13 protein-coding genes are annotated in these 16,329 nt (G+C 72.9%); 2 read left to right on the forward strand and 11 right to left on the reverse strand.

The genetic code is table 11. From position 1 onward, the window contains the following. Positions 1–3: 3 nt before the first annotated feature. The gene (locus JNO44_RS12325; RefSeq protein WP_205363913.1) at positions 4–711 is read left to right on the forward strand and encodes a nucleotidyltransferase domain-containing protein; all 708 of its coding nucleotides are present in this window, start codon (positions 4–6) and stop codon (positions 709–711) included. Positions 712–778: 67 nt separating this feature from the next. Here JNO44_RS12325 and JNO44_RS12330 read toward each other — a convergent pair whose 3' ends face one another. The 11 genes from JNO44_RS12330 to JNO44_RS12380 all read right to left on the reverse strand — a co-directional run bounded on the left by JNO44_RS12330 (position 779) and on the right by JNO44_RS12380 (position 14,029). Next, positions 779–1,600, reverse strand: coding sequence for a nucleotidyltransferase domain-containing protein (locus JNO44_RS12330; protein ID WP_205363915.1), 822 nt, complete (start codon positions 1,598–1,600; stop codon positions 779–781). Then, positions 1,593–2,591 carry an ADP-ribosylglycohydrolase family protein gene (locus JNO44_RS12335; protein WP_205363917.1) on the reverse strand — a complete coding sequence of 333 codons (999 nt, stop codon included), beginning with the start codon at positions 2,589–2,591 and terminating at the stop codon, positions 1,593–1,595. The genes JNO44_RS12330 and JNO44_RS12335 overlap by 8 nt, the downstream gene beginning before the upstream one ends. A gap of 106 nt (positions 2,592–2,697) precedes the next feature. After that, positions 2,698–3,816: a pseudouridine synthase gene (locus JNO44_RS12340; RefSeq protein ID WP_205363919.1), complete on the reverse strand. Its 1,119-nt coding sequence runs from the start codon at positions 3,814–3,816 to the stop codon at positions 2,698–2,700. Beyond that, the gene (gene scpB / locus JNO44_RS12345; protein ID WP_205363923.1) at positions 3,816–4,499 is read right to left on the reverse strand and encodes an SMC-Scp complex subunit ScpB; all 684 of its coding nucleotides are present in this window, start codon (positions 4,497–4,499) and stop codon (positions 3,816–3,818) included. Before scpB ends, JNO44_RS12340 begins: the two co-directional genes overlap by 1 nt. Beyond that, a complete protein-coding gene (locus tag JNO44_RS12350) occupies positions 4,496–5,608 on the reverse strand; it encodes a segregation and condensation protein A (RefSeq protein ID WP_205363929.1) in 1,113 nt (370 codons plus the stop codon). The genes scpB and JNO44_RS12350 overlap by 4 nt, the downstream gene beginning before the upstream one ends. A 303-nt stretch (positions 5,609–5,911) precedes the next feature. After that, positions 5,912–6,550, reverse strand: coding sequence for a hypothetical protein (locus JNO44_RS12355; RefSeq protein ID WP_205363931.1), 639 nt, complete (start codon positions 6,548–6,550; stop codon positions 5,912–5,914). Next, positions 6,535–7,551, reverse strand: a complete 1,017-nt coding sequence (locus tag JNO44_RS12360) for a ParA family protein (protein ID WP_205363932.1) — start codon at positions 7,549–7,551, stop codon at positions 6,535–6,537. The genes JNO44_RS12355 and JNO44_RS12360 overlap by 16 nt, the downstream gene beginning before the upstream one ends. Before the next feature lie 490 nt (positions 7,552–8,041). Beyond that, on the reverse strand, positions 8,042–9,157 hold the full coding sequence (gene ald, locus JNO44_RS12365; protein WP_073445446.1) for an alanine dehydrogenase: 1,116 nt from the start codon (positions 9,155–9,157) through the stop codon (positions 8,042–8,044). A gap of 167 nt (positions 9,158–9,324) precedes the next feature. Continuing rightward, positions 9,325–11,436: a tetratricopeptide repeat protein gene (locus tag JNO44_RS12370; protein ID WP_205363933.1), complete on the reverse strand. Its 2,112-nt coding sequence runs from the start codon at positions 11,434–11,436 to the stop codon at positions 9,325–9,327. A 192-nt stretch (positions 11,437–11,628) separates the two neighbouring features. Beyond that, positions 11,629–12,255 (reverse strand): NUDIX domain-containing protein, encoded by a 627-nt coding sequence (locus JNO44_RS12375; RefSeq protein ID WP_205363934.1) that lies wholly within the window; start codon positions 12,253–12,255, stop codon positions 11,629–11,631. A gap of 103 nt (positions 12,256–12,358) precedes the next feature. Beyond that, positions 12,359–14,029 (reverse strand): CTP synthase, encoded by a 1,671-nt coding sequence (locus tag JNO44_RS12380; protein ID WP_205363935.1) that lies wholly within the window; start codon positions 14,027–14,029, stop codon positions 12,359–12,361. A 454-nt stretch (positions 14,030–14,483) separates the two neighbouring features. Between JNO44_RS12380 and JNO44_RS12385 the strand changes: the two genes are divergently transcribed. Next, complete coding sequence (locus JNO44_RS12385; RefSeq protein ID WP_205369711.1) at positions 14,484–16,286, forward strand: glycoside hydrolase family 15 protein; 1,803 nt, start codon at positions 14,484–14,486, stop codon at positions 16,284–16,286. Positions 16,287–16,329: the final 43 nt, after the last annotated feature.

Consider the following 16,329-nt stretch of genomic DNA (forward strand, 5'->3'; position numbering starts at 1 on the left):
GACATGTCGACCGCTCCTCCCGCCCCTTCCGGCCATGAACTCGTCACCGGGCACACCGTCTATGCGTGTGTGATGGGCTCGCGCGCCTTCGGTCTGGCCACCGAGGCCAGCGACACCGACCGGCGCGGGGTCTATCTCGCGCCCACCGCCCTCTTCTGGCGGTTCGAGAAGCCGCCGACGCACGTGGAGGGGCCGCGCGAGGAGGAGTTCTCCTGGGAGCTGGAACGGTTCTGCGAGCTGGCGCTGCGCGCCAACCCCACCGCCCTGGAGTGCCTGCACTCCCCCCTGGTGGAACACGCCGACGCCACCGGCCGCGAACTGCTCGCGCTGCGCGAGGCGTTCCTCTCCCGCGAGGTGCACGGCACCTATGTCCGCTACGCCACCGGCCAGTTGAAGCAGCTGCGGGCCGACCGGGCGCGGCACGGCGCACCCCGCTGGAAGCAGGCGATGCACTTGCTGCGCCTCCTGGCCTGCGCCCGTGACCTGCTGCGTACCGGCGAGCTGACCCTGGAGGTCGGCACGGCCCGGGAGGAGCTGCTGGCGGTGCGCCGCGGCGAGGTGCCCTGGGAGACGGTGGAGCACCGGGTGGCGGCGCTGTCGGCGGAGGCGGAGGCGGCGCTGCCCGGCTCGCCGCTGCCCGCCGGGCCGGACCGGGCCCGGGTCGCGGACTTCCTGCACCGGACGCGCCGGGCCTCGGCCCTCCGCGGCTGACGCCGCCGGCCGTACGGACCGCGCCGGTCGGTCGGGCCGGTCGGACCGTACCGGTCGGTCGGGCCGTTCAGCCGCCGGTCGCGGCACCGTCCAGCCGGGCCCGCACCACCAGGTCGTGCAGCGCGTCCCGGCCGGCCGGCGCGTCCGGCAGGGCGGTGGCGGCCTGCGCGGCGTCCAGCCGGGCGTGCAGCGCCTCGACGTCGGCGCGCAGCCGGTCCGGGGGTACCAGGTCGCCGGTCGGCCCGTGTTCGGCCGCCTCCTTGGCCGCGATCAGTTCCGACACGTAGGCGGGGGCGTCCGGCTCGCCGGCCAGGGTGGGCAGGTGGGCCACCAGCCGGCCGGCGGCCATGAGGTGGATGCCGGTCAGCAGGACCCGCAGGGTGTACAGCAGCGGCTTCAGTTCGCCGGTCTTCTCGAAGAGCCGCCACTGGGTGCCCGCGAAGCCCCGGTAGTGGTGGGCGTGGTGGGAGGTGAACAGGCCGGGGGCGAGCGCGACCAGTTCCTCGTGGACGGGCGTGCTGTGCACGACCAGAGGGGAGAGCAGCTGCTCCAGGACGTAGCCGTTGCGGCGCAGCAGCAGCCGGACGAACTTCCGCAGGTCGTGCGTGACGAGATCCGTCTCGACGCCGTCGTGCTCCCCCATCAGCGTCCTGGTCTCCGCCGGCTCCCGCAGCCCCACGAGGTCGGCCACCGGCAGCAGGTGGACGCCGCGCAGGTCCACGTCGGAGTCGCGGGAGGGGAAGCCGTACAGGTGGGCGCCGGAGACCGTGGCGAAGAGCAGCGGATCGCGCTGCCGCGCGAGAAGGGCGTCCAGGTCGACGGCGGGGAGTCCGGCGGCCCGCAGGACCGCGTCCCGGCCGGCGGCGGGGGCCACGGACGTCTCAGGCATCCCAGGCCGCCCCGAGGGCGAGGAGTTCCGCGCGGTACTCGATGCGGGCGGTCCACTCCTGCGGCCAGGCACCGGCGCCGAGCGCGGCGCCCGCGAACGCGCCGGCGAGGCAGGCGAGCGAGTCGGAGTCCCCGGAGCTGCAGGCGGCCCGGCGCAGCGCGGTGACCGGCTCGTCGGGGAAGAGCAGGAAGCAGAGCAGGCCGGTGGCCAGCGCCTCCTCGGCGATCCAGCCGGCGCCGGTGGCCAGGCACGGGTCGGCCTCCCGGTCCGGTGCGGCGAGCGCCGCGTCGAGCCGGTCCAGGACGCCCAGGCAGTCGTCCCAGCCACGGGCGATGAACGCCGTCGGGGACGGGTCCTGGGAGCGCCGCCAGAGGTCGCCGAGCCAGTCCTCGCGGTAGGTGGTGCGCTGGGCGTGGGCGTGGGCCCGCAGCAGGCCGGGCAGTTCGGCGGGGCGGGCGCCGTCGGCGAGGGCGCGCACGGCGTACGCGGTGAGGTCGCTGGCGGCGAGCGCGGTGGGGTGTCCGTGGGTCAGCGCGGACTGGAGCTGGGCGGCGCCGGAGCGCTGCTCCGGGGTCAGTCCGGGCACCAGCCCGAGGGGCGCCACCCGCATGTTGGCGCCGCAGCCCTTGGACCCGATCTGACTGGCGTCGGCCCAGGACCGGTGCTCGTCGCTGAGGAGTTGGCAGGCGCGGAGGCAGGTGTTGCCCGGTGCCCGGTTGTTGTCGGGCGAGCGCCACCAGGCCACGTACGCGCGCCGGACCGGCGGTTCGAGCGTGGCGGCGGTCAGCCCGCCGCCGTCCAGGGCGGTGCGCAGTCCGCGCCCCAGGGCCAGCGTCATCTGGGTGTCGTCGGTGACAAGGGCGGGTTCGGGCAGGTCCATCTCCCGCCAGGGACCGCACTTCGCGAGGATCGCCGGTACGTCGCTGAACTCCGTCGGGAAGCCGAGCGCGTCGCCGAGCGCCAGCCCGACCAGCGATCCGGTCGCCGTCATCGATGCCCCATGAAAAACCACCCCTTAATCGTCATGATGACATTAAGGGGTGGTGGCCGGCCACCGCAAGCGACGACCGGCCCGGACGGACCGCCGCGGCCGGACCTTAGAGGTTCACCTCGCGCATCAGCATCCCGACCTCGGTGTTGGTCATCCGGCGCAGCCAGCCCGACTTCTGGTCGCCCAGGGCGATCGGGCCGAAGTGCGTCCGGACCAGCTTGTCCACCGGGAAGCCGGCCTCGGCCAGCATCCGGCGCACGATGTGCTTGCGGCCCTCGTGGAGGGTGACCTCGACGAGGTAGTTCTTGCCGGTGTTCTCCACGACCCGGAAGTGGTCGGCGCGGGCGTAGCCGTCCTCCAGCGGGATGCCGTCCTTGAGCCGCTTGCCCAGGTCGCGCGGGAGCGGGCCCTGGATGGCGGCCAGGTAGGTCTTGGTGACGCCGTAGCGCGGGTGCGTGAGGCGGTGGGCCAGCTCGCCGTGGTTGGTGAGCAGGATGATGCCCTCGGTCTCGGTGTCCAGCCGGCCGACGTGGAACAGCCGGGTCTCCCGGTTGGTCACGTAGTCGCCCAGGCACTGGCGGCCGTCCGGGTCCTCCATCGTGGAGACCACACCGGCGGGCTTGTTCAGCGCGAAGAAGAGGTAGGACTGGGTGGCGACCGTCAGGCCGTCGACCTTGATCTCGTCCTTCTCCGGGTCGACCCGGAGACCCTGCTCCCTGACGATCTTGCCGTTGACCTCGACCCGGGCCTGGTCGATCAGCTCCTCACAGGCGCGGCGGGAGCCCATACCGGCCCTGGCCAGCACCTTCTGGAGCCGCTCGCCCTCCTGCTCGCCGAAGGTCTTGGGGGTCTTGACCTGCGGCTTGTCGTAGCGGGCGCGGTTGCGCTCCTCGATCTTGGCGTCGTACTCGCGGGGCCGCGCGGGCCCCTGACCACGGCCGCGCTGCTGACCGCCCGCGCCACCGGCGCCGCCCGGCCGCCCGCCCCGGGACGCGCCCGTGCGGGGGCCTCCCTTGGCGCCGCCGCGGGCCGCCTCGCCCCGGGCGCCGCTCTTGCCGCCGCCCCGGCGCTCGTCGCCGCCCTGGGACCCGCCCACGTCGTAGCGGCGCTCCTCGGGACGGGGGCGGCCCGTGCGCTGCTGCTTGTCGTCCCGCTTGTTGCCCGCGCCGCGGTAGTTGCCCCTGCCGCCGCCGCTGCCCCTGCTGTTACTGCCGCTGCTTCGCATCAATGATCCGTCTGAGAGTTGCCGCTGTCGTCTACGTCGAACGACGGGATGCCTTCCGCGGAGTCGCCCTCGACCGCGTCCGCCTCTGGGAGGAACGGTGCGAGCTCAGGGAGCTCGTCCAGGCCACGCAGGCCCATCCGCTCCAGGAAGTAATTCGTCGTCCTGTACAGGATCGCACCTGTTTCAGGTTCCGTCCCCGCCTCCTCCACCAGGCCGCGCTGGAGGAGCGTGCGCATCACGCCGTCGCAGTTGACCCCGCGGACGGCCGAGACGCGGGAACGGCTGACCGGCTGACGGTACGCGACCACGGCCAGAGTCTCCAATGCGGCCTGGGTCAGCCGGGCCTGCTGACCGTCCAGGACGAAGCCCTCCACCGCGTCCGCGTAGGCCGCCCGGGAGGAGAACCGCCAGCCACCGGCCACCATCCGCAGGTCGAAGCCGCGGCCCTGGCGGGTGTAGTCCTCGGACAGCTCGCGCAGCGCCAGCGCCACCGCCCGGCGGGACCGCTGGAGCACCCTGGCCAGGTGCTCCTCGGTCGCCGGCTCGTCGACGACCATGAGGACGGCCTCCAGCGCGGGCTTCAGCTCCAGGTCGGCCACGCCCAGCGCGCCGGCCGGCGTCTCCTGGGGCGCGCGGTGCTCCCCCGGCCCCTGCTCGGTGATCTCGTATCCCGTGCCGCTCACGCCGGCTCCTCCTGTTCCTCCGCCTCCGGGCGGTCCGTCGCGTCCGCGCCGGCGTCTTTGTCTGCCCCTTCGCCCGGTTCCCGGTCGAACTCGTCGGTGACCTGTGGGGCGGCCCCCTCCGCACCCGTCCAGCGGGCCGTCAGCGTCCCCAGCGCCTCCTCCTGGTCCAGGGCGACCACCCGCTCCCGGTAGAGCTCCAGCAGGGCCAGGAAGCGCGCGACGACGGTGAGGGTGTCGGGGGCGTCGGCGACCAGTTCCCGGAAGTCGGCGGCGCCGGCCGTGCGCAGCCGGGCCACCACCACCTCGGCCTGCTCCCGGACGCTGACCAGCGGCGCGTGGATGTGGTCCACGTAGACCTGCGGCTTCGCCCTGGGCTGCATCGCCCGCACCGCGAGCCGGGCGAAGCCCTCCGCCCCGATGCCGAGGACGACCTCGGGCAGCAGCTCCGCGTGGTGCGGCTCCAGCCCCACGGTCCGGGGGTGGCAGCGCGTCTCCTCGGCCAGCCGCCCGCTGAAGATCTCCGCGATCCGCTTGTAGGCGCGGTACTGGAGCAGCCGGGCGAAGAGCAGGTCGCGGGCCTCCAGGAGGGCGAGGTCGGCCTCGTCCTCCACTTCGGCGACGGGCAGCAGCCGGGCCGCCTTGAGGTCGAGCAGGGTGGCCGCGACGACCAGGAACTCGGTGGTCTGGTCGAGGTCCCAGTCCGGCCCCATGGCCCGGATGTGGGCCATGAACTCGTCGGTCACCTTGGACAGCGCGACCTCGGTGACGTCCAGCTTGTGCCGGGAGATGAGCTGGAGCAGGAGGTCGAAGGGCCCCTCGAAGTTGTCCAGCCGGAGCGTGAACCGGCCGTCCCCGGAGGGCGCCGCGGCGGCCTCGCCCCCGGTTGCCTCCTCCGTCCCCGCCGTCTCCACGGCCTCGTCCGCGGTCGCCTCCGCGGTCTGCTCGACCGGAGCCGCGGCGGCGTCCACCACGTCCGCCACGTCCATCACGTCCGGCGCGGGAGCCTCGCTGGCCTCAGGGGCCTCCAGGGCGCTGTCCGGCCCCCGCCCGAGAGCGCGGCGGGTGCGGCGCGGGGCGGGGCCGGTCTCGTCGGCGGCGTCGGTCGGCATGGCGGTCCAGTGTGCTGCGGTCCCGCGCCGGGGCGGCGGGTCGGTCACGGGCGGGACACCCCGCCGGAGAGGCAGGCTATCCCGCCACGCACCGGGGACCGGCCCCCAGGGCGTGTCGGGCGGGCCCTAGGGCCTGTCGTCAAACTCCCGTCGTTCGCCCGGAGGGCGGGCCTCGCGGCGTCTGGTGCGTGCGATCTCAAGGCGGAGGCTCATCCCGGTACGCCCGGTACCGGGATGAGCACGACAACGCAGAGAGCGTGCGTGCCAGGCGTCGCGAGGCAGGCGGGAGTTTGACGACAGGCCCTAGCGGCCGCGGAGCCGCCGGACCAGGATGCTGGCGTCCCCGCGCGACTCCAGGTCGGCGAGGACCACGGCCACCGCCTCGCGGACGATCCGGCCGCGGTCGACCGCCAGGCCGTGCTCGCCGCGCAGCACCAGACGGGCGTGTTCGAGGTCCATGAGCTCCTCGGCGGAGACATAGACGGTGATCTTCTCGTCGTGCCGTTCCCGGCCGCTGGGGCGGCGGTTGGCGCCGCGTCCCCGACGGCGGCCCGACGTCCCGGCCGGCACCGCGGGCGCCGCGCCCTCCCGCTCGGCGCGGGCCGCGCGGCCGGCCGTCGTGCGGTGCCCGGCGGAAGCCTCCGAATCCGCCTCGCGGCCGCTGTGCTCGGCCGACGCCGTACGCGGCCCGCCCGGGGCACCGTCGTCGGCCGCCGGGGCATCGGCGTCCGCGCCGGCCCCGGTCCGCGACCGGCGCGCCCCGGGGGCGTCCTCGGCCGCGTCCGACGTGGGGTCCGACTCACCGGCCGGGGCGGGCACCCGGGCGTCCTCGCCGCCGGCCGGACCGCCGTTCGTACGGCGGGGAGTGGACGACTGCAGGCCCACTCCCCCGGTGGTGCGGAACAGTTCGTCGGCTCCGGGCAGACTCACTCGGCGTGACACCGGGCGAGCACCTCCCTGGCGAGCTGGCGATAGGCCGCGGCCCCCACGGAGTTGGAGGCGTAGGTGGTGATCGGCTCACCGGCGACGGTGGTCTCCGGGAAGCGGACCGTACGGCCGATGACGGTGTGGTAGACGTGATCGTCGAACGCCTCGACGACGCGCGCCAGGACCTCGCGACTGTGCACGGTCCGGGAGTCGTACATCGTCGCCAGGATGCCGTCCAGCTGGAGGTCGGGGTTGAGCCGCTCCTGGACCTTCTCGATCGTCTCGGTAAGCAGCGCGACCCCGCGCAGCGCGAAGAACTCGCACTCCAGCGGCACGATGACCTTGTGAGCGGCCGTCAGGGCGTTGACGGTCAGCAGGCCGAGCGAGGGCTGACAGTCGATGACGATGTAGTCGTAGTCGGGCAGCAGGGGCTTCAGGGCCCGCTGGAGGGTCGACTCGCGGGCGACCTCGCTGACCAACTGCACCTCTGCCGCTGACAAATCGATATTGCTGGGCAGCAGGTCCATGTTGGGGACCGCGGTCTTGAGCAGAACCTCGTCGGCCGACATGCCCCGCTCCATGAGCAGGTTGTAGACCGTCAGGTCCAGTTCCATCGGGTTGACGCCGAGTCCGACGGACAGGGCACCCTGCGGGTCGAAGTCGACGAGCAGCACCCGGCGGCCGTATTCGGCGAGTGCGGCACCCAGGTTGATGGTCGAGGTGGTCTTGCCGACCCCGCCCTTCTGGTTGCACATCGCGATGATCTTCGCCGGGCCGTGTTCCGACAGCGGTCCCGGGATGGGGAAGTAAGGCAGCGGGCGTCCGGTCGGGCCGACCCGCTCACGGCGCTGGCGCGCCGCGTCCGGCGCGAGCGTCGCCGCGTATTCGGGGTCCGGCTCGTACTCGGCGTCCGGGTCGTAGAAGTGCCCTTCGGGCAGGTCGTCGTAGTCGGCGAGACGGGCGGGCTCTCCACTGCCCCGGTCGCCGGCCATGGCGTTCACGTGTTGGCCGTCCATACTCTGGTGGGCTGTCGTGGAAGTGCTCTGGGGGGCTGCGAAGGGGTGGACCACTACGGAGCCGACAGCCTCGCGCCCCGAGGGACCCTGGCCCCGTACAACCGCTCCTGGCCGACCGCCTCCGGGAGTAAATGTCGACTCATTCACAAGTCGTCTTACCTCCTTGGATGTGACCAGGAAACTTATCGATAGGTCAGCGTGGCACCATGCCGACGGTTGGCGACTCTATGGCGTGTCGGGCGTCCACAGCAACACAATCCGCCGGACCCGGCCCGATGTGTCGGTAACGGAAGCCCCCGATGTCAAGAGTGCACAGCGCACAAGACGGATGTTTCGGGGGTGCGCGAATAGGTTAAAGGGTTACGTTCACGGCGAGTTGAGAGTTGACCGTCGGGAGCCGCGCCCGGGGCGCGTCGTACATGCGACCGGCCGGGCCCTGTCGAGGGGGCCCGGCCGGTCGTGCGGCGCTTGACGCGTGCGGTTGACGCCCTTAGCCGAGGAGGGTGCGCAGCTCCACGTACTCCAGACCGTGGGCCTGGGCGACCTCGGGGTAGACGACCTTGCCGTCGTGGGTGTTCAGGCCCTTGGCCAGCGCGGGGTCACGGCGCAGCGCCTCGACCCAGCCGCGGTTCGCCAGCTCCACGATGTAGGGCATCGTGGCGTTGGTGAGGGCGTAGGTGGAGGTGTTGGGCACCGCGCCGGGCATGTTGGCGACGCAGTAGAAGACCGAGTTGTGGACCTGGAAGGTCGGCTCGGCGTGCGTGGTCGGCTTGGAGTCCTCGAAGCAGCCGCCCTGGTCGATCGCGATGTCGACAAGGACACTACCGGGCTTCATCTTGGCGACCAGCTCGTTGGTGACGAGCTTGGGGGCCTTGGCGCCCGGGATCAGGACCGCACCGACGACCAGGTCGGCCTCGACGACGGCCTTCTCCAGCTCGAAGGCGTTGGAGACGATCGTCTGCACCTTGGTGCCGAAGATCTTGTCGGCCTCGCGGAGCTTGTTGATGTCCCGGTCGAGCAGGGTGACGTGGAAGCCGAGGCCCACGGCGATCTGCACCGCGTTCCAACCGGAGACGCCACCGCCGATGACGACGGCCTTGCCGGCCTGGACGCCGGGGACGCCACCGGGCAGCACGCCGCGGCCGCCGGCCTGGCGCATCAGGTGGTAGGCGCCGACCTGCGGGGCGATCCGGCCCGCGACCTCGGACATCGGGGCCAGCAGCGGCAGCGCGCGGTTGGCGGTCTCGACCGTCTCGTAGGCGATGGCGGTGGTGCCGGACTCCAGCAGGGCGTCCGTGCACTCCTTGGACGCGGCCAGGTGGAGGTAGGTGAACAGGGTCTGGTCCTTGCGGAGGCGGTGGTACTCCTCCGCGATCGGCTCCTTGACCTTCAGCAGCAGGTCGGCGGTGCCCCAGACCTCGTCGGCGGTGTCGAGGATGGTGGCGCCGGCGGCGACGTACTCCTCGTTCGTGATGGACGAGCCGAGACCGGCGTCCTTCTCAATGACGACCTGGTGGCCGTTGCGGACGAGCTCGTGGACTCCGGCGGGCGTGATGGCCACGCGGAACTCGTTGTTCTTGACCTCGCGGGGGATGCCGACCTTCACGTCGATCACGGTCCTTGAATGAGAGCTTGCAGAAGGAATTATCCCTCATGCGATGCATGACGGAACTGACCGCGCCGTACGCGGCCCGACCAGTCTATTGAAGGACGTCACGTTGTCTAGCCTTGCAAAGGCATAATTTTCCGGAAGACCACTACCGATTTCGTAGGTCACTCGGGGTGCTCCTCCCGTCGCCGCTCCCCCGCCGCCCGATGCAGCCGTGCCGCTGCTGGGTCGCCGAGCCGGTCGAGGATCTCCGCAATCCGCAGCTGGAGGCGCACCTCCAGCGCCCCGTCGGCCGCCGCACGGGCGAAATCGAGGGCCTCCAGCAGGCTGCGCAGCGCCCCGTCGAGCTGCCCGACGTGCTCGTAGACGTCCGCCGCCACCTCCGCCGCACGCGCCTGGCCTGCGGCGTCGCCGAGCCTGCGGGAGGTCCGGGCGGCCGCCCGGCAGTCCTTCAGCGCCTGCTCGTGGCGGCCGGCGCGGCCGTGCGCGGCACCGATCCGGGCGTGCAGCCGGGCCGCGTCGGCCCGCTCGCCCCGGGCCAGCCGGAGCTCCAGCGCCCGCCCGTACCAGTCCGCGGCCCGGACCCAGTCGCCCAGCTCGGCGTAGGTGTCGCCCAGCGACTCCAGTGCACGGCCAGTGGCCAGGGGGTCCTTGACCGCGCGGGCCGACTCCAAGGCCCCCCGGTAGCGGGTGAGCGCCTGCTCCCGCCGGCCGGCCCCGGCGTCCAGGTCGCCGAGGTTGAGCAGGGCGGCGGCCCGCTCGCGCGGCAGGGCGCGCCGCTCGGCGACCTCAAGGAGCAGCGCATGCAGGGTGTAGAGGTCGGGCGCGGCGGCCTCGGGGCCGTAGTGGGCGAGCAGGGCGCGGGTCAGCGTGGCGATCAACCGCCGGTCCAGCATGTCGAGTTGGCCGTCCGCGACGGCCAACCGGGCGGCATCCAGCAGGGCGCCGCGGCGGGTGTGCAGCCAGTGCGCGGCGGCGGCCCTGGTGGCGAAGCGCAGCGAGCGGGGCAGCTCCCCGGCCTTGCGGCGGGCGGGCGAACCGGATGGTTCGGCGGCCGCCCGGCAGGACTGGACCAGTCGCACCGTCCGCTCCAGCATCCGAGCCCGGGCCAACTGCACGTCGGCCGGCCGCTCGTGCCCGTGGATCAGTTCCCGGGAGAGCGGCACGAGGCAGCCGGGGAGCCGGTAGCGGGGACCGATCGCGGCGTCGGCGGGCGGGACGTGCGGGCCGTCGTCCTCGGGGACCGGCCGCACCAGGCCGAGCGCGGCGAAGTCGTGCAGCACCGCGGCGGCGGCCGGGACCGTGCAGCCGCCCAGCGCGGCGGCGGTGTGCGGATCCACCAGGCCGTCCGGCGCGAGCGTGGCCAGGCGCAGTATCCGGGCGGCGGGTTGGGGCAGCGCGTCGTAGGTGAGGCGGAAGGCGCGGTGCAGGGGGCGGTCGCCGGCCGGCAGGTCCGGCGGCAGCGGGACGGCGAGCAGCGCCTGACGCAGGTCGGCGACGGAGAGCTTGGGGCGGGCGGCGAGCCAGGCGCCCGCCAGTATCAGCGCCGCGGGCTGGCCGCCGCACTCCTCGGCGACGGCCTCCGCGGTCCGCGGATCGACGGTGATGCGGGTCGGTCCCGCGTAGTGGCACAGCACCTCGACGGCGGCCGCGGTGTCCAACCCGCCCAGGGCGCACGGCCGGACGTCCGGGATGCCGGTCAACGGGCCCTGCGAGACCACCACGACCAGGCAGTCCGGGGCGTCCGGGATCAGCGGTTCGACGTGCTCGGCGCCCGGCGCGTCGTCCAGCAGGAGCACCGTGCGCCGCCCGGCCAGCGCCGTGCGCACCGCCTCGGCCAGTTCGTCCTCGTCGGCGCCCGGCGGGGCGTCGGCGCCGAGCGCGGCGAGCAGGTCGCGGGCGGTCCGGGCGAGGCCCGTCGGGGCGCCGTCCCGACCGGTCAGGACGGCGCGCAGCACCCCGTCCGGGTACGCGTCGGCGACCTCCCGCAGCAGCGCCTCGGCCAGGGTGGTGCGGCCGGAGCCGGGGCGGCCGGCGATCAGCAGGACGCGGCTGCGGGCGCCTCGGCGACCAGTAAGGGTGTCCAGGCCGGCCCGCCCGATGTCGGCGCGCAGCGCCTTGAGTTCATGGCGGCGGCCGGCGAATCCCGGGAGGCCGGAGCGGGCGGCGGCAGCGTCCTGGCGGGGCAGCGTCGCCCGCCGTTCGCGGGCCGCCGCGCCGGGCCCGCGCGCCGCATCCGGCGCACGGTGCCCCCCGTCCACCGCCTGGTCCGTCACCGGTCACGCTCCCGTCCGCCCGCGCGCTTGGGTTCCCGTCGCGGGCGCGTACGGGAACCCTGTCGAGCGTAGTTCACGATCCGTCACGCACCGTGTGGAGCAGGGCGGTTGGGTCACTCGATCGGATCGGCCGATCATCCGACCGGGAGACGGGAGGGGCCCCGTGCCGGGGCGCCGGCACCCGGCCCGGGATCAGGCGGCGAAGGGACGGGCCGGCCAGGGCGCGTCGGCCGACCGGAGGGCGTCCAGGCCGTCGCCGGCGCGCGCCGCGGTGAGCGCCAGCACCCCCACGACCAGGCAGTTGTTGTGCAGCTCGCCGGCGAGCACCCCGCGGATCAGCTCGTCCACCGACACCCGCGCCAGCTCCATGTCGGCCTCCTCCTCGGAGACCTCGAAACGCTCGCCCGCGGCCTCGGACAGCCCGCGGGCGAGGAAGATCCGCACCGCCTCGTCGCAGCCGCCCGGGGTGGTGTAGACGTCGGTCAGCACCCGCCAGTCCTCGGCCTCGACGTGCGCCTCCTCGTACAGCTCGCGCTGTGCGGCGCGCAGCGGGTTCTCCCCGGGGACGTCGAGCAGGCCGGCGGGGATCTCCCACAGCTTCTGCCGCACCGGGTGGCGGTACTGGCGCAGCACCAGCACCTGGCCGGCGTCGTCGAGGGCGAGGACCGCCACCGAGCCGGGGTGGACCTGGTAGTCGCGGGTGGCGGTGGAGCCGTCCGGCATCACGACCCGGTCGGTGCGCACGCTCGTCTTCGCCCCGGTGAACGGCGTGGTGGTCCCGGTGACCGTCCATTCCTCCGGGGTGTCCTTGATCGCCATGCGCGTCCTCTCCTCCTGTAGGTGCCTGTGCCGCAACGGAAACCGGGGTACCGCCCCATGAGGTGAGGCCGTACCCCGGCAACCGTATCCGGCGTGTCGGCGCCTACTTCTTGGCGCCCGGCTTCCGGGCCGCCGCCTGCCGCTCGACGGCCGCCTTCACCAGGCCGGCGAAGAGCGGGTGCGGACGGGTCGGGCGGGACCGCAGCTCCGGGTGCGCCTGGGTGGCGACCAGGTAGGGGTGGACCTCGCGCGGGTACTCGACGTACTCGACCAGCTTGTTGTCCGGGGAGGTGCCGGAGAACAGCAGGCCGGCCTTCTTCTCCAGCTCGCCGCGGTAGGCGTTGTTGACCTCGTAGCGGTGGCGGTGGCGCTCCTCGACGTAGGGCTCGCCGCCGTAGACCTCGCGGACGATGGAGCCCTCGGCGAGCTTGGCCGGGTACATGCCCAGCCGCATGGTGCCGCCCATGTCGCCCTCGCCGGCGACGATGTCCATCTGCTCGGCCATCGTGGAGATCACCGGGTGGGTGGCGGCCGGGTCGAACTCGGTGGAGTTGGCACCCTCGATGCCGGCGAGGTTGCGGGCCGCCTCGATCACCACGCACTGCAGGCCCAGGCAGAGGCCGAGCAGCGGGAGCTTGTTCTCGCGGGCGTAAGTGATCGCGCCGACCTTGCCGTCCACGCCGCGGTCGCCGAAGCCGCCGGGGACGCAGACCGCGTCGCAGTCGGAGAGCTGCGCACGGGCGCCGGCCGGGGTCTTGCAGTCGTCGGAGGTGACCCACTTGATCTTGACGCGGGCCTTGTTGGCGAAGCCGCCGGCGCGCAGCGCCTCGGTGACCGAGAGGTAGGCGTCGGGCAGGTCGATGTACTTGCCGACCAGCGCGATCTTGACCTCGTGGTCGGGGTTGTGGACGCGGTCGAGCAGGTCCGCCCACTGGGTCCAGTCCACGTCGCGGAACGGCAGGTCCAGCTTGCGGACGACATAGGCGTCCAGGCCCTCGGCGTGCAGGACCTTGGGGATGTCGTAGATCGAGGGGGCGTCGATGGCGGCGACCACCGCGGCCTCGTCGACGTCGCACATCAGCGAGATCTTGCGCTTGATGGCGGTGGGCACCTCGCGGTCGGCGCGCAGCACGATCGCGTCGGGCTGGATGCCGATGTTGCGCAGCGCGGCGACCGAGTGCTGGGTCGGCTTGGTCTTCAGCTCGCCGGACGGGCCGATGTAGGGGAGCAGCGAGATGTGCACGACGAAGACGTTGTCCCGGCCGACCTCGTGGCGGACCTGGCGGACGGTCTCCAGGAACGGCAGCGACTCGATGTCGCCGACGGTGCCACCGACCTCGGTGATCACGACGTCGACGTCCTCGGTCGCCATCCGCCGGATGCGGTGCTTGATCTCGTTGGTGATGTGCGGGATGACCTGCACGGTGTCACCGAGGTACTCGCCGCGCCGCTCCTTGGCGATCACGGTGTTGTAGACCTGGCCGGTGGTGACGTTGGCCGAGCCGTCGAGGTCGACGTCGAGGAAGCGCTCGTAGTGGCCGATGTCCAGGTCGGTCTCGGCGCCGTCGTTGGTGACGAAGACCTCACCGTGCTGGAACGGGTTCATCGTCCCGGGGTCGACGTTGAGGTAGGGGTCGAGCTTCTGCATCGTGACCCGCAGACCGCGCGCCTTCAGGAGCGCACCCAGGCTGGAGGCGGTGAGCCCCTTGCCGAGCGAGGAGGCGACGCCCCCGGTGACGAAGAGGTGCTTGGTCGTCGTAGATTTGGGCGGCATGGCCAAGAGGGGGCTCCCGTGGTCGCGAGGTGGAGAGGTGCGATGCGGCGCCGGCCCTGGGGTTCAGGGGGTGCCTTCGCTGCGGTTCGGGGGTGCCGCATTTCTGCTGGGGCCCACCGGTCCACGGGGTACCAGGCTATCAGCGACCGGGCATGGTCGCGTCCGGCCACGCACCGGAGGGGGTCGTTCCGCAGGCCACTCTTTCGGAGCACCCCCACTCGACGTGAGCGTCGCGCGCAGCACTCCCCTGCGTCGTATCCTGCTCGGACACTCGCTACGAGCCGTCCGGGAAGGCACCACCCTGCCCCAGCCACCGCTGGGTGGGGGTGCCCCCAGCGATAGCTGGGGGAGTGCCCCCAGCCCGATTTCCGGTCCCGCTGCTCGGCGACGTTTCATGGGCAGGACGGACAGCACACAACGTCCCATGGGGGGCGTGACTCCAGTTCGACGGGAGATGCACGTGGCCGGGCGCATCGAGGACTACGCACTTATCGGTGATATGCAGACCGCCGCTCTCGTGTGCCGGGACGGCACGGTCGACTGGCTGTGTCTGCCCCGTTTCGACTCCCCGGCGGTCTTCGCGGGCCTGCTGGGCACCGAGGAGCACGGCTTCTGGCGGATGGGCCCGGCCGGCGGGGACGGCCCACGGGCCGCGGACCGGCGGCGCTACCGGGGGGATTCACTCGTCCTGGAATCCGAGTGGGACACCCCGCGCGGTACCGTCCGGGTGATCGACTTCATGCCGCCGCGGGACGGTGCGCCGCAGGTGATCCGGGTCGTGGAGGGCGTCAGCGGCCGGGTCCCGATGCGGTCGGAGCTGCGGATGCGGTTCGCGTACGGCTGGGTGGTGCCCTGGGTCCACAAGGTGGACGGGCGGACCGTCGCGGTCGCCGGGCCCGACTCGGTGTGGCTGGACACCTCCGCCGAGACCTACGGCAAGGACCTGACGACGTACTCCGACTTCACGGTGTCGCCGGGCGAGCGGATCGCGTTCACGATCAGCTGGCAGCCCTCGCACCACCAGCCGCCGGCCCTGGCCGAGCCGGAGCAGTCGCTGGAGGCGACCGAGGACTTCTGGCGGGAGTGGGTCGAGCACTGCACCTACCACGGGCCCTACCGGGACGCGGTGGTGCGCTCGCTGATCACGCTCAAGGCGCTGACGTACGCGCCGACCGGCGGGATCGTGGCGGCCCCGACGACGTCCCTGCCGGAGTGCATCGGCGGGATCCGCAACTGGGACTACCGCTTCACCTGGCTGCGGGACGCGGCGATCACCCTGTCGTCGCTGCTGCGCACCGGCTACCGCGAGGAGGCCCGGGCGTGGCGCGAGTGGCTGCTGCGGGCGGTGGCCGGCGACCCGGAGAACCTCCAGATCATGTACGGCATCGCCGGTGAGCGGGAGCTGGGCGAGACCGAGCTCAAGTGGCTGCCCGGGTACGAGGATTCGCGCCCGGTGCGGGTCGGCAACGGCGCCGCCGGCCAGCTCCAGCTGGACGTCTACGGTGAGGTCACCGAGGCGCTGCACCTGGCGCACATGACCGGGCTGGCCCGCAACGACTACGCCTCGCTGCTCCAGATCAAGTTGATCGAGTGGGTGGAGAAGCACTGGGACGAGCCGGACGAGGGCATCTGGGAGGTGCGCGGGCCGCGCCGGCACTTCGTCCACTCCAAGGTGATGACCTGGGTCGCGGTCGACCGCACGGTGAAGCTGATCGAGTCCGGGGACGTCGACGGCCCGCTGGAGCGCTGGAAGGACCTGCGGGAGACCATCCACCGGGACGTCTGCGAGCACGGGTACGACAAGGAGCGGAACACCTTCACCCAGTCCTACGGGTCGGAGGAGCTGGACGCGTCGCTGCTGCTGATCCCGCAGGTGGGGTTCCTGCCGCCGGACGACAAGCGGGTGATCGGCACCATCGAGGCGATCCAGCGGGAGCTGTCCACCGAGGACGGGTTCGTGCTGCGCTACCCGACGGCCGGCGAGGGGCTCGGCGTGGACGGCCTCGAAGGCGACGAGGGGGCGTTCCTGGCCTGCTCGTTCTGGCTGGCCGACGACCTGGCGATGATCGGCCGGGTGGAGGAGGCCCGCAAGCTCTTCGAGAAGCTGCTCTCGCTCCGCAACGACCTGGGGCTGCTCGCGGAGGAGTGGGATTCCCGGCTCCAGCGCCAGGTGGGGAACTTCCCGCAGGCGTTCAGCCACGTTCCGCTGATCGACACGGCGCTGCGGCTGACCGCCAGCGGGGCGTACGGAGGCTGACGCCCCCTTCGGGGCGCCACCCTCCCGGAGGTCTTCGCTGCCG

It is taken from the genome of Streptomyces noursei (genome assembly GCF_016917755.1).
Classification (GTDB): Bacteria; Actinomycetota; Actinomycetes; order Streptomycetales; family Streptomycetaceae; genus Streptomyces; species Streptomyces yunnanensis.

Coding starts and splice junctions, on each gene's coding strand:
- JNO44_RS12325 (WP_205363913.1), top strand. CDS start 4: ATGTCGACCGCTCCTCCCGCCCCTTCCGGCCATGAACTCGTCACCGGG.
- JNO44_RS12330 (WP_205363915.1), bottom strand. CDS start 1,600: ATGCCTGAGACGTCCGTGGCCCCCGCCGCCGGCCGGGACGCGGTCCTG.
- JNO44_RS12335 (WP_205363917.1), bottom strand. CDS start 2,591: ATGACGGCGACCGGATCGCTGGTCGGGCTGGCGCTCGGCGACGCGCTC.
- JNO44_RS12340 (WP_205363919.1), bottom strand. CDS start 3,816: ATGCGAAGCAGCGGCAGTAACAGCAGGGGCAGCGGCGGCGGCAGGGGC.
- JNO44_RS12350 (WP_205363929.1), bottom strand. CDS start 5,608: ATGCCGACCGACGCCGCCGACGAGACCGGCCCCGCCCCGCGCCGCACC.
- JNO44_RS12360 (WP_205363932.1), bottom strand. CDS start 7,551: ATGGACGGCCAACACGTGAACGCCATGGCCGGCGACCGGGGCAGTGGA.
- JNO44_RS12375 (WP_205363934.1), bottom strand. CDS start 12,255: ATGGCGATCAAGGACACCCCGGAGGAATGGACGGTCACCGGGACCACC.
- JNO44_RS12380 (WP_205363935.1), bottom strand. CDS start 14,029: ATGCCGCCCAAATCTACGACGACCAAGCACCTCTTCGTCACCGGGGGC.
- JNO44_RS12385 (WP_205369711.1), top strand. CDS start 14,484: ATGCACGTGGCCGGGCGCATCGAGGACTACGCACTTATCGGTGATATG.